Origin of the sequence: Fervidobacterium sp., assembly GCA_026419195.1 — a bacterium.
In the GTDB taxonomy this organism is placed as follows: Bacteria; Thermotogota; Thermotogae; order Thermotogales; family Fervidobacteriaceae; genus Fervidobacterium.
This window is the reverse complement of the sequence record JANZZV010000010.1, coordinates 1-20551: the sequence shown is the minus strand read 5'-3', so window position 1 is coordinate 20551 and position 20551 is coordinate 1. Positions and strand designations below refer to the sequence as shown.

Annotated in this window: 21 protein-coding genes; 18 read left to right on the top strand and 3 right to left on the bottom strand. The window is 34.1% G+C overall.

Annotation, left to right across the window (positions count from 1 at the left end):
• Positions 1 to 25: 25 nt before the first annotated feature.
• The gene (locus N2Z58_07940) at positions 26 to 1234 is read right to left on the bottom strand and encodes an adenylosuccinate synthase (protein MCX7654588.1); all 1209 of its coding nucleotides are present in this window, start codon (positions 1232 to 1234) and stop codon (positions 26 to 28) included.
• Between the two features lie 31 nt (positions 1235 to 1265).
• Positions 1266 to 1541, bottom strand: a complete 276-nt coding sequence (locus tag N2Z58_07935; protein MCX7654587.1) for an acylphosphatase — start codon at positions 1539 to 1541, stop codon at positions 1266 to 1268.
• Positions 1542 to 1675: 134 nt separating this feature from the next.
• On the opposite strand from N2Z58_07935, the gene N2Z58_07930 reads away from it, so the two are divergent.
• The 6 genes from N2Z58_07930 to N2Z58_07905 all read left to right on the top strand — a co-directional run bounded on the left by N2Z58_07930 (position 1676) and on the right by N2Z58_07905 (position 7832).
• On the top strand, positions 1676 to 1798 hold the full coding sequence (locus N2Z58_07930) for a hypothetical protein (protein MCX7654586.1): 123 nt from the start codon (positions 1676 to 1678) through the stop codon (positions 1796 to 1798).
• Between the two features lie 131 nt (positions 1799 to 1929).
• Positions 1930 to 3342 carry an aspartate kinase gene (locus N2Z58_07925; GenBank protein MCX7654585.1) on the top strand — a complete coding sequence of 471 codons (1413 nt, stop codon included), beginning with the start codon at positions 1930 to 1932 and terminating at the stop codon, positions 3340 to 3342.
• A gap of 15 nt (positions 3343 to 3357) precedes the next feature.
• Positions 3358 to 4764 (top strand): 4Fe-4S dicluster domain-containing protein, encoded by a 1407-nt coding sequence (locus tag N2Z58_07920; protein MCX7654584.1) that lies wholly within the window; start codon positions 3358 to 3360, stop codon positions 4762 to 4764.
• Between the two features lie 45 nt (positions 4765 to 4809).
• On the top strand, positions 4810 to 5565 hold the full coding sequence (locus tag N2Z58_07915) for a UPF0280 family protein (protein ID MCX7654583.1): 756 nt from the start codon (positions 4810 to 4812) through the stop codon (positions 5563 to 5565).
• A 12-nt stretch (positions 5566 to 5577) separates the two neighbouring features.
• Positions 5578 to 6510 carry a methylenetetrahydrofolate reductase gene (locus tag N2Z58_07910; GenBank protein MCX7654582.1) on the top strand — a complete coding sequence of 311 codons (933 nt, stop codon included), beginning with the start codon at positions 5578 to 5580 and terminating at the stop codon, positions 6508 to 6510.
• A gap of 98 nt (positions 6511 to 6608) precedes the next feature.
• Positions 6609 to 7832, top strand: coding sequence for an L-serine ammonia-lyase, iron-sulfur-dependent, subunit alpha (locus tag N2Z58_07905; protein MCX7654581.1), 1224 nt, complete (start codon positions 6609 to 6611; stop codon positions 7830 to 7832).
• On the opposite strand, the gene N2Z58_07900 is transcribed toward N2Z58_07905, so the two are convergent.
• A complete protein-coding gene (locus N2Z58_07900; protein ID MCX7654580.1) occupies positions 7816 to 11277 on the bottom strand; it encodes an ATP-binding protein in 3462 nt (1153 codons plus the stop codon). The genes N2Z58_07905 and N2Z58_07900 overlap by 17 nt on opposite strands.
• Positions 11278 to 11473: 196 nt before the next feature.
• Between N2Z58_07900 and N2Z58_07895 the strand changes: the two genes are divergently transcribed.
• The 12 genes from N2Z58_07895 to N2Z58_07840 all read left to right on the top strand — a co-directional run.
• Positions 11474 to 12604, top strand: a complete 1131-nt coding sequence (locus tag N2Z58_07895) for a sodium ion-translocating decarboxylase subunit beta (protein MCX7654579.1) — start codon at positions 11474 to 11476, stop codon at positions 12602 to 12604.
• A gap of 39 nt (positions 12605 to 12643) precedes the next feature.
• Positions 12644 to 12778, top strand: coding sequence for a hypothetical protein (locus N2Z58_07890; protein MCX7654578.1), 135 nt, complete (start codon positions 12644 to 12646; stop codon positions 12776 to 12778).
• A complete protein-coding gene (locus N2Z58_07885) occupies positions 12768 to 13850 on the top strand; it encodes a diguanylate cyclase (protein ID MCX7654577.1) in 1083 nt (360 codons plus the stop codon). The genes N2Z58_07890 and N2Z58_07885 overlap by 11 nt, the downstream gene beginning before the upstream one ends.
• Entirely contained in the window at positions 13847 to 14476 is a 630-nt protein-coding gene (locus tag N2Z58_07880) for a class I SAM-dependent methyltransferase (protein ID MCX7654576.1), read from the top strand. Before N2Z58_07885 ends, N2Z58_07880 begins: the two co-directional genes overlap by 4 nt.
• Before the next feature lie 6 nt (positions 14477 to 14482).
• Complete coding sequence (locus tag N2Z58_07875; protein ID MCX7654575.1) at positions 14483 to 15151, top strand: energy-coupling factor ABC transporter ATP-binding protein; 669 nt, start codon at positions 14483 to 14485, stop codon at positions 15149 to 15151.
• 27 nt (positions 15152 to 15178) lie between these two features.
• Positions 15179 to 16399 carry a type II secretion system F family protein gene (locus N2Z58_07870; protein ID MCX7654574.1) on the top strand — a complete coding sequence of 407 codons (1221 nt, stop codon included), beginning with the start codon at positions 15179 to 15181 and terminating at the stop codon, positions 16397 to 16399.
• Between the two features lie 32 nt (positions 16400 to 16431).
• Positions 16432 to 16779, top strand: a complete 348-nt coding sequence (locus N2Z58_07865; protein ID MCX7654573.1) for a hypothetical protein — start codon at positions 16432 to 16434, stop codon at positions 16777 to 16779.
• Between the two features lies 1 nt (position 16780).
• Positions 16781 to 17701: a hypothetical protein gene (locus N2Z58_07860; GenBank protein MCX7654572.1), complete on the top strand. Its 921-nt coding sequence runs from the start codon at positions 16781 to 16783 to the stop codon at positions 17699 to 17701.
• Positions 17673 to 18233 carry a hypothetical protein gene (locus tag N2Z58_07855; GenBank protein ID MCX7654571.1) on the top strand — a complete coding sequence of 187 codons (561 nt, stop codon included), beginning with the start codon at positions 17673 to 17675 and terminating at the stop codon, positions 18231 to 18233. The genes N2Z58_07860 and N2Z58_07855 overlap by 29 nt, the downstream gene beginning before the upstream one ends.
• Positions 18233 to 18640: a hypothetical protein gene (locus tag N2Z58_07850; protein ID MCX7654570.1), complete on the top strand. Its 408-nt coding sequence runs from the start codon at positions 18233 to 18235 to the stop codon at positions 18638 to 18640. Before N2Z58_07855 ends, N2Z58_07850 begins: the two co-directional genes overlap by 1 nt.
• A gap of 1 nt (position 18641) precedes the next feature.
• Positions 18642 to 19298: a hypothetical protein gene (locus N2Z58_07845; protein MCX7654569.1), complete on the top strand. Its 657-nt coding sequence runs from the start codon at positions 18642 to 18644 to the stop codon at positions 19296 to 19298.
• 92 nt (positions 19299 to 19390) lie between these two features.
• Positions 19391 to 20551, top strand: a 1161-nt coding sequence (locus N2Z58_07840; GenBank protein MCX7654568.1) for a hypothetical protein, incomplete at its 3' end; no start/stop codon positions are given.

Here is a 20551-nt window from a genome sequence, read left to right as displayed (position 1 = left end):
TCTCCAAAAGATTAGTAAATTTATTTCATGTTTTAATTATTTCATCAACTTTCGCACCTGTTGAAACATAAGATATTTTAACTCCTGTCTCAGCTTCAATGAAATCTTTAAACCTTTCAAAATTTGGATCCTCAAGATTTTTCCATCCTTCAAATTTCAAGTATTGAACTTCTACGTCTTTTAAAGAAGAAACGTCCTTTGGAATCTCTAAGTGTTTTCCGTTAATCTTGTAACTTACACCAACGCTGATCTTTTCCATTCCAGATAAAATATCTGCTTTAGTCATTATCATTTCAGTGCAGCCAGACACTTCGATAGCATACTTCAACAACGGCAAATCAAGCCAACCACAACGTCGAGGTCTACCTGTTGTTGCACCGTACTCTTTACCAGCTTTTCTCAAATTCTCGGCCTCTTGCCCAAAAATCTCAGTCGGAAATGGTCCTTCCCCAACTCTGGTTAAATACGCCTTGAACACACCTATTTTTTTGTCTATTTTTACAGGAAAACCAACACCACTTTCAATACCTGTTGTGCTACAATAACTACCGGTTACATATGGATAACTTCCCATATCTACATCAAGAAGTACACCTTGTGTACCTTCAAAAAGGACATTTAAATTTTCCAAAGTATTTTTTATTTCAACAGGATAGACTATAAACTCAGATACATTTTCATAAAGTTCAAATAATTTTTCATAATCATTCCACTCGATACCGTAGAGGTTTTTGTAAATGTGCGTGACAAATTCGAGTTTTTCAATAGCATTTGAATAATTAGAAAAATCTATTATACGTAATCCTATGCGGTGTACTTTATCTGCATAAGCAGGTCCTATACCTCTTTTTGTTGTTCCAACAGCTCTATCTGCTTTTACGCTTTCTATCTTCTCGTCCAACATTTTGTGTACCGGAAGTGCTACATGTGCTAAAGCGGAAATTTTTATTCTCTCGCAGACGTTAACTCCGATCTTTTTCAGTTCATTGATCTCTTGAATTAAAACTTCAAAATCAACTATTACACCATTTGCTATGTAACCTTTTGCGTTTTTTCTTACATCAAAAGATGGAATGAGATGATGAACAAGTTTAAAACTCTCGTATTCAACAGTATGCCCAGCATTGCTTCCTCCACTATATCTGACAACGTAATCAAAATCTTTTGAGAGATAAGTAGTAACTTTTCCTTTTCCTTCATCGCCCCATTGTAAACCATAACATACCACGTTCATAAAATCATCTCCTTAGTCGTCTTTTTGATTGCTAAAATTCAACGTGAAAGTCTTTGTATTCTTGTTTTTGTAGTTCCTTTTCGTCGTAATCTGATATATGGCTCCATCCGTTCCCTTCCATAATTCTTTTGAATAATTCGCTAATTTGTTCTCTGTTTCCACCAGCGACAACTGTTACACTACCATCATCTTCGTTCTTTACATATCCCTTCACACCTATTGCTCTTGCAATAGTTTTGACAAAATGCCTAAAACCGACACCTTGTACGATACCTCTAAAATTCCACTTTTTCCAAATTTCTTCCATAGGCACCACCCCGTAAAGTACTTATTAAACTAAAGAACGCATAAGGCCGTATTTTTCAGCTTTTGGTATTGCAATTTTTCAAATTTGTTGTATAATCACAAAAAAATACGTAAGTTAAGTTTGGAGGTTTTACCGTGATTATAGAGCAAGAGCAAAATACATACAGTTTAAAAAAGCTTAGAAAGAAAACCGATGCGATAACAGCTATAAATATGATGGCTATGATGATGAGGTGTACCGACCGCTGGGAAACGTAGGTACACCAGTTTGGTGTTGAAAAAAATCAGCGGTCGGGATTATAACCCGACCGCTTTTTTTATACCACATTTTTCAAATTTTTCAATTGCTAAATTTTTCTTGCCAGTGTAATTTAAAGGGGGAGAGAAAAATGGAAGGTACAGAGAGGAACGTAAATTTCTTTGTTTTCAAAGTTGGTGGCTCTGTGTTATCAAATTCAGAAGATATGGAAAGGGTTGTGAAGTTATTTTTGGGATTAAGGCAAAATAAGAAAAATTTTCGATTTGTTATTGTTGTCAGTGCATTCAAGGGTGTAACTAATAAACTTGTCAACGCTTTGGATAATGTGAACAACTTGGATGTCCAAAAATTTCTTGATGAACTGTATATCTTTCACAAAAGTTTTATTTTGGAGGAAAACGAAAGTATCTTTCAAATTTTAAAACAACAAGTGTATTCTGTTGAGCGTCTATTGATAGGAAGTAAGATGATTGGCAAAGTCCCAGACTTTCTGCGTGATAAAATCCTTTGTTGCGGTGAGCGTTTGAGTGCAATTATTTTGAATCATAATCTAAATACAATGGGATTGAATTGCAAGGTTATGTTTCCTGAAGATTTTATTGTGACCGATGGGGTATACGGCAATTCTAATGTATTACTTGAAAAAAGCAGAATGTTGGTAAGACTCAATATGAAGAAATGGGAAGAAAGCGACAGTGTAATTCCAGGTTTTTACGGAAGGTCTGTTGTAGACGAAAACATAACTATTCTTGGGCGTGGAGGTAGTGATTACACCGCCACTGCGCTTGGATATTGTCTTGATGCAGCCGGTGTTGTGCTTATAAAAGATGTTCCAGGCTTTCTCACAAGTGATCCAAGAATTACTAAGGTTACCAAGACGGTTAAGAGTTTAACTTACGCAGAAGCAGATGAATTATCATATTTTGGAGCGAAAATTTTGCACCACAACGCGGTGGAACCTTTGCGTTTGAAAAATATACCTCTTTATGTTTGCGATTGGAAAAGTCTTGAAAACTTTGAATTTAGTCCTTTTGATGGTTGCGATGGGTGTACTGTTATATTTTCATCAGACTCAAATGATAATGGTGCAAGGATAAAAAGTGTGTCTATGACAAGTGATATAGCTATTGTACAGATCAGAGGACACAATATAGGACGTGTGCCAGGAATTCTCGGAGAGATTGCTTCATGCGTCTCTCAAATAGGAGTGAATATAAAATTTGTAATAACTTCTCAAACATCGATAGTTCTAGTTATTTCTAAAAAAGATTTAGGTGCTGTTATGAGAATCTCCGAACAGTTTAAGACAAAGGAGATAGAACAGATAAGTTATAGTATGGACAAGTCGCTGATAGCCGTTGTTGGCAGTGGACTTTTAAACTATCATGGTATAGCCTCCAGGATATTTAAAGCTGTGGCAAGCGGAAAGATAAATGTAGAGATGATTTCAGCAGGTGCGTCGGATGTTTCAATTTATTTCATAGTTGATCAGAAAGACGGGGAAAAAGCTTTACAACTTGTTCACAACGAATTTTTCGGTTAAAGTGGAGGTGGGTGTATGTTCAAGTCGTTGGAAGAGATTAACAAAAAGATAGCAGAAGGGAAGGCAGTGGTGTTAACTGCACAGGAAGTTGTAAAAATGGCAAAAGAAGAAGGTATATCAGAGGTTGTTAAAAAAGTTGATGTTGTTACAACCGGCACATTTGCTCCTATGTGTTCAAGTGGGGCTTTTATAAATTTTGGACATACGTTTCCACCCATGAAGATGGAGAAAATCAAACTTGGTGGTGTTGAAGTATACGGTGGTATTGCTGCTGTTGATGGATACTTGGGTGCAACTCAAAAATCAGACTACGATGTGTCTTTTGGAGGAGCCCATATTATTGAAATGCTCATAAGGGGGGAAAATATACTTTTGGAGGCTTGGGGAAGTGGTACAGATTGTTATCCTGGAAAGTATTTTAAGACTTACATAAACAAAAATATTATTAACGACTTTTTTCTCTTTAATCCTCGTAACGCATATCAAAATTACGCTGCTGCAACAAATGGTTCAGACAGGATAATCTACACTTACATGGGTAAGTTGTTGCCAAACTATGGAAACGTCAATTACTCCACTTCTGGTGAATTAAGTCCTTTGTTGAAAGATCCAAAGATGCAAACTATAGGTATTGGAACAAAGATTTTCCTCGGAGGAACGGTGGGTTATGTTGCTTGGTACGGTACGCAGTTTAAGAATGTTGTCAAAGAAAATGAATACGGTGTACCAATTGGTCCATCCCGAACTTTAGCGCTTGTTGGCGATGCAAAGAAGATGAGTGCAGATTTTGTCAAAGGGGCGTATTTTAAGAATTATGGTGTTACACTGTTCGTAGGTGTTGGTATTCCAATACCTGTTGTAAATGAAGAAATAGCCTATTATGTTAGCTTGTCAAATAGAGAAATTTACACAGAGCTTAGGGATTATTCAAAAGTTGAAAGACCAATCTTGAAAATAGTAAATTATGAAGAGCTGCAAAGTGGAAAAATTGAGCTTGATGGAAAGATAGTGAGAACCAGCCCATTAACAAGCATTAGAAAATCTTTGGAAATAGCAAGTATTTTGAAAATTTGGATTCTGGAAGGTAAATTCTTGTTAAGCAATCCTGTTGAAAAGCTTTCAGAAGAAAGGTCTCTCAAGAGTTTAAACAGCACATTTGTGTATGTTGATATGCGAGAGCATTATCATGAATTAAAATCAAAGTACAAAAGACAGTGTTTGAATTGTGGTGCATGCATCGGTGTTTGTGAATATGGAGCGCTATACTTTGACTATTTTGACAATAATTCAGTGAGGTTGAATTCACAGAAATGTGTTGAGTGTCTTTTGTGTTCAGATGTATGTCCGATAGGAATTAAATTGCCGTATGAAAAAAACTACGAAGAAATGTCCAGAAATGAATTTCCAGATTCGCCATATTAAAAAAATTAAAGATAATTTAAACAGTTCACTTGAAAGGTGATATTTGTGAAAAATCCTGTGACAAAGAGATTTTACAGGGACTGGTACTTGGAGAAATTTGTTGAGTTTTATGTAAAATACAAACATACTGATTTATGGATTGGTTTTGACGGATTTACAGGAAATGTAGTTGAAGTCGTTGATTTTGTGTACGAGCAGGTAAAAATACTACACGATAAGCTTAGCGAGTTCATTAAAATCGTCCCGTCCTTTGCTACATCACTTGTACCGATATGTATGGAGAACAATGATGATTTACCAGAATTTGTGAAAAGAATGTTAAGCGCTTCATGGTTGGCAAACGTTGGTCCTATGGCATGTGTTGCTGGTACCTTCGCACAGATAATAGGAGATCAACTGATAGAGAAATACAATTGTACAAATGTGATTGTTGAGAATGGAGGAGACGTTTACATTAGTGCTGATAAGGAAACAAAAGTTGGCATCTTTGCGAATTTTGGCAATGAATTTAACAAAATCTCTCTGGTCTTAGGTCCAGGCAAGTATGGTGTATGTACTTCCTCTGGGAAGATAGGGCATTCGTTAAATTTTGGTAAAGCGGATGCTGTAACTGTGGTTTCGAAAAATGTGTCCATAGCTGATGCATTTGCTACCAAATATTCGAATATGGTCAAAAGTTCGGAGGATGTTGAGAAGGTTTTAAATGAAGCACAAAAGGCTATAGGTACGATGATAGAGGGGGTAGTTGTAATATATCAGAATAATTTAGGTGCTGTTGGTAATTTAAAATTTTCTTATTGAGGAGGTAGATATATGAAAGTAATTGAAAAACTAAAAACAGGTAAAATTTTATCGATAGAGATAATTCCTCCACGAAGGGGCGAGGATGTTGAAAAGATATTCTCAACGCTTGATAGACTCTTGAAATACAATATTTCATTTATTAACATAACAAGACACCCAATAGAGATAGATTTTCTCGAAACGGATAATGGGATTGTCAAGATACAAAAGGTGAAAAGACCAGGAACCATTGGACTCACAGCTGCTTTGATGAAAAGATACAATGTAGATGTTGTGCCACATATTATTTGTAAGGGTATGAATAAATTTGAATTGGAAGACATATTGATAGATTTATCCATAATGGGAGTTGAAAATATTTTTGTTGTTCGCGGTGAAGAAGTTGGTTTTAATTCAATGGTGAGCGATTATAAATTTGCTTCAGAACTTGTTAAGCAGATAAGCGATATGAAGAAAGGGAAATATTTGTATACATCTGCGAAACCTGTAGATTTTTGTATTGGTGTTGCAGGATATCCAGAAAAGCATTTTGAAGCTCCCAATATGCAAAAAGATTTAAAGTTTTTGAAAGATAAAATCGATTTAGGAGCAGACTTTGTAATAACTCAAATGGTTTTCGATGCGGATATTTATAAGTCTTTTGTTAAAAGTTGCAGAGAAGTAGGGATAAATGTGCCAATCATACCAGGGGTTAAACCAATTGTTAACAAAAAATCTATATACTCGATTCCTAAGAAATTCTTCGTAAGCATACCCCAAAGATTCATTGAATCGATGGAAAATTGTCAAACTTTAAATGAGGAATTTAGTACTGGTGTTCGTTTTACAATTCAGCTTATAGAAAAGTTACTTGAATATGGTGCGCCTGGTGTACATATCTTTACCATGGGACGAGGCGAAGAAGTGTGTGAAATTTTGAAAAATTTTCAGGATCTTCGATAAATAATTTTAAAGTGCTTTTTATTGAGTTTGAATAATAAATGCTAAGAAAATATAATTTATATATCAAGTATATGTCAAGTATTGAGGTGGTTAAAGTTATGGATATGAATAAGGCTGATGTAACAGAATTGATAAGAGAACTGTTTTTCGATAATGTTAAGCTGTCGTATGGTTGCACAGAGCCAGTTGCTGTTGGTTTATCTGTAGCAGTTGGCAAGAAATATCTGGTTGGAAAACTCAAAAAAATACACGTCACAATGGACAGAAATACGTACAAAAATGGGCTGGAAGTTGGTATACCAGGTACGCATTTGCGCGGTTTCGACCTCGCAATTGCTCTTGCTTATTTAGTAGGAAGATCTGAACTTGGTTTACAGGTTTTTAAAGATGTTGATTCAGATGCCATTGAAAAAACGAAGGAGGTTATTGACAAAATAACTGTTGATTATGAAAATAATTATTCTCTTCACATTAAAACAACACTTATTGGTGATAATGAAGTAGTTGTTGAGATCACAGATTCCCACGATAATGTAAGCAAGATAGTCGTTGATGGAGAAGAAGTTTATAACACACAGACAAGTGTTTCTTTTAAGAAAGATTTTGTCAGATCTATAAAATTGGATGACATATTTGAATACATTGAAGAGCCTCACTTAGATGTTGTTGAAGTCGTTGAGAGTGCTATAAAATATAACGTTGAAGCTGCGCGTTTGGGAAAGAAGAGGGAAGGGAATTTTGGTAAGTTGTTAGATGGTATACATTCTTATGTGGCTGCGGGTGTTGATGTAAGAATGAGTGGTGAACTGATTCCGATCATGACAGTGGCTGGTAGCGGTAATCAAGGAATATCATGTATTGTTCCACCTGCTCTTTACGGAATGAAAAAACGTATGGAACGAGATAAAATTACAAAATCTGTTTTGCTCAGTATACTTGTAACAATATATATAAAGGCTTACACAGGAAAGCTAACGCCTATATGTGGTGCTGGTTCAATTGCATCTGCAGGTAGTAGTGCGGCAATAACATATTTAATGAATGGAACAAAGGAACAAATGAAAAACGCCATAAACAATGTTTTGGCAACACTGTTTGGTATGACTTGTGACGGTGCCAAGAGGGGATGTGCTTTAAAAGCAAGCGTAGGAACACAGATGGCTTTTGATTCATCTAAACTTGCTATTAACAACACAAACGTACCTTGTGGAAATGGTTTTGCCGCAAAGGATGTTGAGGTTACCATCTCCAGGATAGAACTACTCACAAATTCGCTCAGGCAATTTGACAAAGATGTGATTGAATTCATTGGTCATTGTTAAGATTTAGTTCATAAGATGTCCTGTAGTATGTAATAACTTCATAGAGTTTTTCTTCGATATCTTTTAGACACTTTTCATAATCAAAACCTGCGTCTTTTACTTGCGCGTGTTTTTCTAATTCATAAGCTAATTCGCCCATATAGTTGAAGCTTAGTGATCTTGCAGCTCCTTTTATGCTATGAGCTTCTCTTTGTGCTGTTTCAAAATCATTTTTACTTAGGGATGATCTTATGTTATCGATACTTTGCTTTGTTGAATCGATAAATGTTTTGATTAGTTCAAACATAAATTTTTCATCGAAGCCTTGATCTTCTTTGATTTTTTGAATTTTTTCTTCGATTTCTGAATGCTTATTACCTTGCCATACATTAATTTTAGTTTCTTCCTTTTTCGCTGATTCAGAATTTCGAATTTCTAAATGTCCGCAGAATTTTTCAAGTATTCTATCAAGTTCCTCAATTTTTACTGGTTTTGTTACATAATCATTCATTCCAGCTGATAATACTTCTTCCTTTACATTTTTCAAAGCATGGGCTGTGAGTGCGACGATAGGTACATCCAGCTTTACTGTTCTTATCTTCTTGGTGGCTTCGATACCATCCATTTCTGGCATTAAGATGTCCATGAATATTAAGTCATAGTCATTTTTTAAAGCCATTTCTACACCTTGTAAACCATTGATTGCAAAGTCGGGTACGATGCCATACCTTTTTAACAATTCAGCCATAAGAATACTGTTTATCTCGTAATCTTCGACAACAAGTACCTTTGCATTGTACTTTCTTATAGTTTTCTCTTTATACTCTCTTGATTCTTGCTTTTTGCATTTTTTCAACTTAAGTTCAAAGTAAAATGTACTTCCTTTTCCTTCTTCACTTTCAACATTTATCTTCGATCCCATCATATTAACGATACGCTGACTTATCGATAGCCCAAGTCCTGTTCCACCGTATTTCCGGGTTACTGATATGTCAGCTTGTTCGAAAGGTTCGAAAATCTTGCTTAGTTTTTCCTTTGGAATACCTATACCAGTATCTTCTACTGAAAATCTTATCGTGTCGTAAAGCATTTCTTCTGAGACTTTTCTTATAGATACCTTAACGAATCCTCCTGCAGGTGTGAACTTTATGGCATTGTTTATTAAATTAAACATAACTTGCTGTATGCGTAAACTGTCAACTACAAGGCACTCGCTTATCTTTTCATCAATTTCTACCACATAACTTACATTCTTTTCCTTAGCCTTGGCATTGTACAATACGAGTGAACTTTGCATTTCCATTTTTAAATTACATTCTATCGGTTCAAGTTGGAACTTTCCACTTTCGATCTTTGCCAAGTCGAGTATATCGTTTATTATTCCAAGTAATACTTCTGTAGATTTTATTATTGTTTCAACGTACTTTCTTTGTTTCTCATCTAAATTAGTTTCTTTAAGTAAATTGGTGAAACCAACGATTCCATTCAAAGGTGTACGTATTTCATGACTCATGCTTGCCAAGAAAGCACTTTTTGCAATATTTGCTTGTTCTGCTTTTTGCTTTGCTTTTATAAGTTCTTGTTCGTAAATTCTTTTCATTTCTGTATTGGCTATCAGTGTTGCAAGTAATAACATAATGCGTTTTTCTGGGATGGTCCATTCTCTTTCGCTTTGCGAAGCAGCACTTATAAAACCTATGATTTCATTGTTGAGTTTTATAGGAGTGATTAGTGCAATTGTATTTTCACCAAAGAATTTGTTTATGTTCTCATTTGAGACTTTACCCTTTATAACCATAAATTGCTTTCCCAGCAGAAGCTCTTCGAGTTCTTTTCCTCTAACGACCGAACTATCGAAGGATACGAGCGGTGTTTCAGTACTTGAATTAGAGTAAAACCAATTACCAATTGATGTAAATTGTCCTTCCTTCGAAAATTTGTACACTCTGATCCTATTTATCTTGAGTTCCTTAGCCACAATGTCAATAGCCTTTTTTATTTCTTCATCAAGCCTTTCTAAAGGTAGATTTATAAAATTTAACGCAAGATCAAGTATTACTTGTTGGTACTTTGCGAGATTTCTTACAACTTGTTGAGTAATGACTTGTTTTGTGATATCTTTCTGTATTGAGAGTATTCCATATTTTGAATTTGGAAGAATTATTCTTGTCTCGTAAAGTTCAAAATATTTTTCCTCACCGAACTTCCCGATACTTTTGACTGTATGAACTAACGTTCGTCCCGAGATTATATTTTCAATGTTTTTTCTTACCAGATCGTAATCTTCTTTTGGTGCCAAGGTAGACACATGATTTCCCAACAATTCTTCTTTGCGCCTGGAACTTAACTTACAAAACTCAGGATTAGCGTCTAAAATAAAACCATTTTCGTCTTCTACAAGTATTCCAACTGGAGCAAATTCAAATAATCTTCTATATCTCTCATTTTCAAATAACTTTTCATTTTCAAGTCTTTTGAGATCAGTTATTTCGTGGAAAAATATTATCTTTCCCAGGAGCTTGCCTCTTTCCTCCAACATGCTTACCTTAACTTGAAAAAATCTGTTATCCCTTTCTATAATTCCATTTTCTTTATTTATAACTTCCACAATTTCTGGAGGTAAGATTTCGGATAGCTTCTTATTTTTTAAGTCTGTTCTTCCAAACATTTCATAAGCCATTTTTCCAAAATTATTGTTGAATTCTATTACAATTTCATCATAGTTGATTACAAGTATCAAATCTTGGGTAGAATTGTATACGATTTCTTTCGTTTTCTCTTTTATATCAAATCCCTGAATTTTTTGTGCCTCGTAAAGTAATATAATCACACTTATCATGAGTCCAAAGATAGTTAAATCAATATCTAAGTTTAGTGCTAAATAAATGATATTTGTACTAATTGGGATAAGAACAGCAACTAAAACATTGAACGCAGTAACCTTACGAATTGACAATGCTAACCTTTTTGCAGCTAAAAATAATTTTACGTAAGCAATTATTGCAAGTACGTAGTTATATACAATTAAGACATAATACAACGGTCCTCTTTGAATATAATGTCCCCCTTGGAGGTATCCTTTAAGATAAAGGTTATGAACATCGTTCGTCCAGACAGCAATTACCGATAACAATGGAATTATCAATAGAAAGACTACTAGCTTCTTCCCAATCCTTTTTTCGGCGAAGGCATTGGCAAACAAGTACCAAGAGAAAGAAATAAAAGGAATGGCAAAGTACTGGATTTTGTACCAAAGAAAAGCACTTGACTTATCATTGCTCATTATGGAAAGTAACTCCATAGCGTATCCAAAAGAGTATAATGCTATGACTAAGCAAATTATAATGCCGCTCTTACCTATATCTTTATTTTTGTATCTTGCAAATACTGTTAGGGTTTGATATGCTATTATTGAATTGTAAAGAAGCAGAAAAATATATACAACAGAGATGTTTATTTCTGTCATGTTAATCCCCCTCCTTTCTGATTTTTGACGTTCTCAAAAATTATTTTAAGAATTTTGTATTTAAATTTTGGTTAAGATATTTACATACTTAATGATAAATTGTAAAATTTCTAGAATGAGCAAATCTGCTTCTTTGCTTTGTGATAGAATAAGAACTGAATATATGAAAATGAGAAATTTCAATTGGAGGTGTTGTATGCTTTCGGCTTTATCTGTTGGTGTTCTTTCTGTTACATTTGGAAACATTTTAATGATAATGACAGGTTTAATACTCTTGTACCTTGGGATAAGAAAAGAATACGAACCAGCACTTTTGATACCAATTGGTTTTTCCACAATACTTGTGAATATTCCTTTTAGTTCGGCAGTAGACCAATTTCTTGATGGAGTATTTCACAAGGGAATTCTGAATATGTTGTTCGATATAGGTATTATAACAGAAATTTTTCCGCTTTTGATATTTATAGCTGTAGGTTCGATGATTGATTTTGGACCTCTGCTTGAAAATCCTGTGATGTTTCTTTTTGGTGCTGCAGCTCAATTTGGAATATTCGCAACGATGGTTGTGGCAACGCTCTTAGGTTTTAACATAAAAGAAGCTGCGTCAATTGGCATCATAGGAGCTGCTGACGGACCAACATCGATTTATGTAGCAAGCAGGTTTGCAAAGGACTTACTTGGACCTATTTCTGTTGCAGCATATTCTTATATGTCACTTGTACCGATAATCCAACCTGCAATTATTAGACTCTTAACAACGAGTGAAGAAAGAAAGATAAAGATGGAGGTAAAAACTGTAAGAATTAATAAGAGAATCAAGATAATCTTTCCTATAGCTGTTACGATAACGGCAAGTTTACTTGCACCAAGTTCCACAGCGCTTGTTGGTTTTCTTATGTTTGGAAATCTGCTCAAAGAATGTGGAGTCCTTAACAGCATTGCCAAATCTGCACAAAATGAACTTGCCAATATCGTAACGATAATGCTGGGACTATCAATAGGTTCAACAATGACCGCTGAAAAGTTTTTAAGACCTCAAACGCTATTAATTCTACTACTTGGACTCGTTGCGTTTATATTTGATACTGCAGGTGGCGTACTTTTTGCTAAATTTTTGAATATTTTTCTAAGAAGGAAGATAAATCCTATGATAGGAGCTGCTGGTATATCTGCTTTTCCAATGTCTGCAAGAGTTATCCATCAACTTGGTAGATCAGAAGATCCAACGAATTACCTACTCATGCATGCTGTTGGTGCTAATGTTGCTGGTCAGATAGGCTCTGTCTTAGCCGGTGGGATACTAATAGCACTTGTGGGTCAATTGTAGCTTATTAATAATTTAAAATTGGTTGAGGTGAGTGATTCTATGAGTGACTTTCTAAATGCCATAAGAATAGGAATAATAGGTTATTTTTTCTTGATAGGAGTTTTATTCCTGTTCTTTTTCTTAACAAGAATTTTTGTAAAGCTTTTTTCAAGAGGTGGAAGAAATGAAAAGTAAGTTAAACTCGGAAAAAGAGTTTAATAAGATGTTTTTTGAATTCAGCAAGACTCTTTTGAATCTGTCTACAGAAAGAGAGACCTCTTTAAAAAGAAAGGATTACGAAATGCTTTTAGAATCAGTTGTGGAGAACGTAAATTTTATCAATAGTGGCAGTGTATTACTTAGAGATGAAGAAGGAACATTTTATTATGTGGCTGCTTATAATCATGATTACAGGTTGTTGGAAAAAATAAAGTTTGATGAAAAAGAGATTATAATGCGACGTTTTAAACATGTTTACGTAATTAAAAGAAGAAATCTCGACTTAATAAAAGAGTTATCAAATAAATTAGGTAATATAGATGAAAGTTTGAAAGATTCTGTTCGGAGCATACAAAACATTAAAGCATTTGTTTCCATTCCTATACGTGTACATAGGAGAATCGTCGGGTTTTTTAACCTTGATTCTTGGGAAAGTGAAGATGTGTTCGAAAGGAAGAATTTTATTCCGGTAGCTGAAATGATTTCTGATTTGTTATCTTTATCTTTAGAGAGATTTGGATTGATAAAAGAATTGAAAGAAAAATACGAAGAGGTAAATAGATTATTGATGGTAGATCCTGTAACATTTTTACCAAATTCTAAATCTCTTGGAAACTACTTTGATAGATATGTTGCTATCGCTAAGCGAGAATCAAGCAATTTATACTTGGTACGTGTGAAAATAAACAATTTTGACGACATTTTGCGCAGCAGGGGTGTTGAATTTGGTAATATGTTATTGAAGAAGATGGGAAGATTGCTAACAAAAATATCGAGAAAAAGTGATTTGATTGCTTCACTTCGTGGTGGAACATTTGTGATTTTGAGTATATCCAAAGAAACTCCGAAAGCTCTTTTAGAACGAATACAAAGCTATTTGGAAGATTTTGGAAAAGAAGTTAATACTCATGTAGAAATTTTGATGAGTTTGTGCGAATATGGAAAAGATGGAAAAGATTTGGACTCTTTGCTGGAAGCTTTAGATGTTAATGTTTACAAAAAAATTGTAGAAAACTTTGCGAAAAGTTTGGGAGGTGTAAAGTTTTGAGAAACAGTAAAGATGAAAAAAAGAAATTTGAACATTACTATTCTGAAGAACCACAATCTATCTTAAGGATAAAAGAGGTTGAACTGAAACTTAAGAATGGGCATATTTACAAGTTTAAGACTCCTTCAAGTGTTTACTCGTTTGGCAAAATCGATAAGGCAACGCAGATACTTTTAGAAAATTGTAATCCTTTGACTGGAAGAGTGCTTGATATAGGTTGTGGATACGGTGTTATTGGAATAACTCTAAAAAAAGAGTTTCCAACAATACAAATTTATATGTCTGATATAAACAAACGTGCTGTTGAATTTGCAAAGATTAACGCTAAGGATAATAATATCGATGCAGATATACGTCAAGGAGATCTGTATGAACCATGGGATGATATGAAGTTTAATCACATAATTTCCAATCCACCGATAGTTGCTGGAAAAGAAGTTTGGATGAAGCTTATAGAAGGTGCGTTCCAGCATTTGGAATATTCAGGTACTTTGCAAATTGTTGCATATCACAACAAAGGAGGAGAAAGGATAAAGAACTACATGAAAGAGATCTTTGGTAATGTAGAAGATATTTGGAAAGAAGGCGGTATAAGGATATATCTTTCCATAAAATATGAAAGGTGATTTATTTTGAAAATAGAACTGAAAAATGTATACGTTATCTTTGAAAAAGGTACAGAGTTAGAAAAGACGGCTTTAAAAGGTATAAGTTTGTCTTTTACAACAAATGAAAGAATACTTCTTGTTGGAAACACAGGTTCAGGGAAAACAACATTAATTTATTTGTTAGACTTACTTTTGAAACCTTCATTTGGAACTATTTTATACGATGGTGTGAATCCATTTGAAGAAGCATACAATTTTAGAAGAAAGTTAGGTGTTGCCTTCCAAATTCCGGAAAGGCAATTTTTTAGTGAAACTGTAGAGGAAGAAGTAACTTATGTAGCAAGAAATTTTGATGTTCCATACAACAAGGATGATTTGTTATCTTTGCTAAGAAAAGTGGGACTGCAAGATTCTGTGCTTAAAAGTTCTCCGTTCAGATTATCTGGAGGAGAGCAAAGGAAGGTTGCTATTGCTTCTATTTTAATTCATAAGCCTGAATTTTTGATTTTTGATGAACCGACCGCCGGACTTGACTTAAAAGGTATTTTCTTTATAAGAGATATTTTGAAAACTTTTAAAGATGAAAACAAAGGTTTTTTAATTGCTACTCATGAGCCTGAGGTATTTCGTGATTTGTGTGAACGAAAGATAGTACTTGAAAATGGAAGGATTTTGGAAGATGTAAAGTTTTAGTACAAAGTTAAATTATAAATGTGCGAGGTGATAATTTTGGTTTTTGAATACAAAGGAGTTGATCGGAGTGGCAAAAAGCTAAAAGGAGTTATACAAGCAGAGAGCGTTAAAGAAGCCATTGATAAGTTAAAACAACAAGGTATATTGGTTACGGATCTTGTTCAAAAGAATATCAGAGAAAGACAATCAAATGTTGGGCGGAAAAAAAATCTGTTTCAGGCTAAACTTAAAGATATTGTGCTCTTTGCAAGACAATTGGAGACAATGATATCTGCAGGTATTAGACTTGCTGATGCGGTGATGACTTTGTCTGAACAAGAAGTATTTTCGAAGAAGTTTAGAAACGTATTAAAGGAAGTAGCATCAGATATGAAAGGTGGTATGTCTTTTTCATCTGCACTCGAACGTCAAGGCGTATTTGATTCTATATTCATAAATATGGTTCGTGCAGGAGAAGAAGGCGGTGTTCTTGATGTTACAATGAAAAAGGTAGCAAACTATTATGAAGGTGTCAACAGACTTAGAGAGCAAGTAAAATCATCGATGGCTTATCCAATGTTTATACTTGGTTTTGCCATTATTGTGGTTATTGTAATATCGGTATTTATATTACCAAGGCTTATATCTGTGTTTGGTACAACACCAAAAGGTGGGGTACTTGGAATGCTTGTAAAACTCAACTATATTTTCACACATCAATGGTATATACTAGCTCCAATAGCAATTGGTTTGGGTTTTGGAATCAAAGTTTTTCTTGATACTGTTTATGGTGCTTATGTAAAAGATTTCCTGGGGAACCTATTTCCGCCAATTCGAAAGCTAAGGCAGAAAATGGCCAATGAGCGATTTACTCGAACACTTGGAGTACTTATTGGTAGTGGGGTTCCGATGGTTAACGCGCTTGATATGGCTGCAAAAGCTTCCAATAACCCGAGGTTTATATCCATTATTTCTCGGGTTATCGATGAAGTTAAAGCTGGTAGCGGTTTAAAAGATTCTTTGAAACGAACTGGAATATTTCCCCAAATTGTTTATGAGATGGTAGGTACAGGTGAAGAAACTGGTAAACTTGATACTGTTATGGAAAAGGTTGCAGATTTTTATGAAGAAGAGATCCTTACAGATACAAAAAAACTTGTGAGTTTGATAGAACCAGCCTTGATAGCCTTTGTTGGTCTTTTCATAGCATTCATAGCCTTTACAATGTATTCAACGATATTCCAAATGCAAGGTCAATTTGGTAGATGAAGAAGAAATGAGATAAAATATTGGAGGTAAATATGATTGTAGAACTACTCACATGTTTAACTATAATTATTTGTATTGTTTTAATTGTATCCGTGAACCTTTTCAACATTACTGATATTGATTTTACATACTATTTTTTTGAAACAATTGTTTACTCTGGATTATGGAAGGGAAGTTTTACAAAATATTATGAAAAAGGGATCTGTACTCTTAGAAAAAGCGATGGCACTTTAATAAAAAACGAAAAACTTTATGATGAAAACATCAACGGTTTACTTGTAAATCCATTTTGTTTTGCAAAAAGTGATACGTATTGTCTAAACAAACCATTCCAGATAACAATAGAGCCAATATTATTCGAGGTTTCAAGGGGGAGATAAATTGGGTATTTTCAAGCACAGAATCTTAGTTTACAATCTTGATCATCCTGAAAACCATATACTAAGTGGTTCATATTTTGGAGGAAATATATTTGTAAAAGGATACTCTGAACAAAGATTGTTACCTGATCCGGAGGATATTGTTGTTATGAATCTTCCGTTTGATATTATTCAAACAGCCTTTATTGAATTACCAGTAGTGAAGAACGAAAAAGATGTGAGAAGAATTGTCGAACTTGAATTGAAAAGTGTTACTGATATTAACGATGAAATAAATGTTGGATATGTCAAAAGTATCCAGGACAAAGTACTCGCTCTTTATGTGAAAAAATCGGATTACTTACAGTACAAATTGTCGAGAAATATCAATTTTGAACCAGACGTAGCCTATCCAAATATTTTTTCTGACTTAATCATTGTTAAGAAGTTACCAGGGTATTGGATGTACCTGGTACTTGGACGAATGAATTCTGGTGTAGTTGTGATGAACGGTGATAGAGTTATAGGAATCAGAATTATAGACTTTGCACTTGAAGATATAAATAAAATTGTAAAAGAGGAAACCGGTTTCGGAATTTCGGAAATAGAGCGGAGCAACAACGAAGATTTGATCGAAGCAGCAAGAAAGATTATTGATACTTTATCTCCGGACATAGTTGGTTTACTGGAAAGAGAATTGATTATATCTATAAATACTACAGAAATCGAGAAAATAACAATCAACCAAATTGCAGGTCTGTGTTTGATCTGCGATTTTAAAGTACTTAAAGAAGCCATCTTGCAACTTCAATGGGATTTTAGAGAAAAACTTACTGAACCAATAACTATACTTAACATACCACAGAAATTGACCTATGCAGATGCCGGTCTTCTTTACAGAGGGGGGTTAGAACTTGGAAAGGTTAAATCTATCAAATGGTAAGGTAAGGGTTTTTAAGTTAAAGACTTTCCTCATATTATTATTATTTTGTTTGTTACCATCGTTAGCGCTTATCTTCGTTTCTTACCAAATTAGGATTTTGCGGGTAGGTGAGCTTTTAGGAAAATATCCAGTTATCTTTAATAATCTTTCGGATTTTAACATAGGTAGTATCGAGAACCAGATAAAAAATTTACAATCATCGTTTCAAAAAAAGTTTACGGAAATCAGCAAAGCAAATTTAGAGATTAAAAAACAACTACTGGATATTTACAAGAGTAATTATTTTCTGAACTACTTTTCAGAACTTTGTTCCTCAATACCAAATAAGGTATTTTTGAAGGAAATGGTATACGATGGAACAAGACTGAGAATTGAATTTTATGAGTATGGATTAGAGACAAAGGTTTCTACTTCGACAATTTATGAACGACTTTCAAAAGTGTATCAGAATGTTTCTGTGCAGTTAGTCGAGGAAAAGACGTTTTTCTCAAATACAAAATACTTTCATTATGTCGTGGAGGGAATGAAATAATGAACAATATTACTATAAGTAGAAAGTTTGCTCTTGCGTTTTCGTTAGCTTTTCTTGTGATTACAGTAGCTATCAGTGCTTATTATTTTTATAGTTCGTTTTTCAAATATTTCAGGAATTTTGAAAACCTACTGTCAGAAACAACAAGAAGCCATAATTTGATGAAACAGGCAGAAGAAGAAGCCAAATTTCTTGAAACAAAAAGACAAGAGTTTATGAATTCATTGATTTTAAATAAAGAAGGTGAGCTGATAGAATCTGAAGTAAAAGAACTCATTCAGAAAATATTAAATAATAAGACTGTTGAAATTAATTACCTTTATTTGACTGCAAGGGTTGATTATCCTATATTATTTGAAGATACTCCTGTAATCTACTACATATCCTTGAAAACGGGAGGTGAATGAAATGGCTTTAAATAAAAGAACAGTCATTTTGTTGGTTGTTGCCATTCTTATTTGGGTTGTAGTTATTTTTGTTCTTATTAAGATGAACACTAAACCTAACATAATTCAAACAACTCAAACAAATTCTCAAAGTGGTTCCGTGCAAACTATGACTCAAAGCAGCCAAGAAAGTACAAATAGTCAGCTTGAAAATGTTTCAAATATATCTTTAGCTGAGCTTGAAAATATGATTCCAGAGTCAACTTTTTCGGATTTTTTTTCACCTTTCAAGCTTGATTTAAAGGTAAGCTTGAAAGATTCTTTGTTTGCAGATCAAGGTCAAAAAAAGACAAACGAAGAGACTCTTACTCAGTATTATGAAAACATTCAAAAAACGGAAAGCCAAGTTGTAAAACCTTCGCTTTCTGAATCAGTGAGTTTGAGTGCAAGAGAACTTACTGAGCTCGAAGGAATTTACTATGTTGGTTACATTTCAATCGAAGATAATGGAAGGCAAATGAAAAAAGTTTATGTGCAGACTGGAGATGAAGTAAAGTCCGCTCTTGAGAACGAACTAATAGATGGAAAGTACAAAGTTCTTCAGGTAAATCCTACGTTCGTCGTTGTTCTTGATACAACTGATGGTAAAATAAAAAAGATACGTTACCTTGAACAATAGTCAACTAAATTTATTATGAGTGAATAAACCAAAAGGTGTCTAAGGGTTTTAAATTTTGATCAGAAAATTAATTTTTTAGGGGGATGTGAGTGATGAGGAAGGTTCTGGTTGCATTTTTATTGATGTTTGTGGTTTTATCGTTTTCGGAACTTACAGATGTTAACTTTGTATCCTCTACGAATCAAATTACAGTAATTTTATCATTTACTAAAACTCCAAAAGTTCTTTATTATGGTAAAAACGACAGCAGGACAGTTCATTACTTTCTTGTTAACGATAGTGTAAAAAATAAAACCTACTTGCCAGTTTCGAGTGGAACTGTCGAAGGTGTTCAAATAATTTCGATTAACAATCAAGTTAATATCTTTGTATATACACTGATGCCAGTGAATGCTACTTATGATGTCATAGGTAGCAAGTTGTATGTAAGATTTCCTTACAGCACAAGCTCTAAAAGGTTAACAGCAAACTTTATCAATATGAAGACGGATGTTTTCTTTAAAGATCTTGCAGAGTTTTTTGGTTTGAAAATCATTTTGTACGATAGTGCCAAAAACAAAAATATAAATATTAAAGCAAATAACTCAACTCTGGAAGAAATTATAAGAATGGTGCTCTCTGTAAGTGGCCTTTCCTATGCATATTCAGCGAATCAAACTTTGTATTTGGGAAGTCCAGAGGAAATTTTAAAGAACTTCGCAACTTTTTGGCAGGTGTACGATGGGCAGATTAACATTGAAAAGCTTAGACAAATACTTGGAGTGGGGACATATGCCGATGTGACCAAGGATAAGTCCAAAATTTTTGTTTTTGGTGGATTGAATGAATATAAAATGTTAACAGAAGCTTTAATTCCTCCAGCTAAAGATGAGTGGAGGTACATTTCTTTTGATATTAAAGATGAAGAAGCTAAAAATATAATGATGCAAATTTCAAAGGTTTACAACTTAAGTCCAGATAGTTACCAGGTGCTTGAAGGGCAAAAGAAATTGGCCTTGAAATCTTCAGTGCCAAAAGAAGCAGAAAATATGTTTAACCAAATGGCAGCGGATGTTAAGAAAAAAGGATGGATTTACTTAAGTTATGAAATTGATGATAACGAAATGGAACAACTAATTGAAAAATTAAAAAAGATTTACTCTATAAAAGACTATACAATAATACCTGCTATCAAAAAGATTGCGATTTTATTGGATGATCCCGCGCATTTAGCTCAGATCCAGCAAATTTTAAAAGATGCGAAGGCTGCTAAA

What these genes read in the sequence shown, in the direction of transcription:
- N2Z58_07890 (MCX7654578.1), top strand. Translation starts at nt 12,644, where the DNA reads ATGAGTGACTTTCTAAATGCCATAAGAATAGGAATAATAGGTTATTTT.
- N2Z58_07910 (MCX7654582.1), top strand. Translation starts at nt 5,578, where the DNA reads ATGAAAGTAATTGAAAAACTAAAAACAGGTAAAATTTTATCGATAGAG.
- N2Z58_07900 (MCX7654580.1), bottom strand. Translation starts at nt 11,277, where the DNA reads ATGACAGAAATAAACATCTCTGTTGTATATATTTTTCTGCTTCTTTAC.
- N2Z58_07885 (MCX7654577.1), top strand. Translation starts at nt 12,768, where the DNA reads ATGAAAAGTAAGTTAAACTCGGAAAAAGAGTTTAATAAGATGTTTTTT.
- N2Z58_07935 (MCX7654587.1), bottom strand. Translation starts at nt 1,541, where the DNA reads ATGGAAGAAATTTGGAAAAAGTGGAATTTTAGAGGTATCGTACAAGGT.
- N2Z58_07865 (MCX7654573.1), top strand. Translation starts at nt 16,432, where the DNA reads ATGATTGTAGAACTACTCACATGTTTAACTATAATTATTTGTATTGTT.
- N2Z58_07895 (MCX7654579.1), top strand. Translation starts at nt 11,474, where the DNA reads ATGCTTTCGGCTTTATCTGTTGGTGTTCTTTCTGTTACATTTGGAAAC.
- N2Z58_07845 (MCX7654569.1), top strand. Translation starts at nt 18,642, where the DNA reads ATGGCTTTAAATAAAAGAACAGTCATTTTGTTGGTTGTTGCCATTCTT.
- N2Z58_07920 (MCX7654584.1), top strand. Translation starts at nt 3,358, where the DNA reads ATGTTCAAGTCGTTGGAAGAGATTAACAAAAAGATAGCAGAAGGGAAG.
- N2Z58_07850 (MCX7654570.1), top strand. Translation starts at nt 18,233, where the DNA reads ATGAACAATATTACTATAAGTAGAAAGTTTGCTCTTGCGTTTTCGTTA.
- N2Z58_07940 (MCX7654588.1), bottom strand. Translation starts at nt 1,234, where the DNA reads ATGAACGTGGTATGTTATGGTTTACAATGGGGCGATGAAGGAAAAGGA.
- N2Z58_07905 (MCX7654581.1), top strand. Translation starts at nt 6,609, where the DNA reads ATGGATATGAATAAGGCTGATGTAACAGAATTGATAAGAGAACTGTTT.
- N2Z58_07925 (MCX7654585.1), top strand. Translation starts at nt 1,930, where the DNA reads ATGGAAGGTACAGAGAGGAACGTAAATTTCTTTGTTTTCAAAGTTGGT.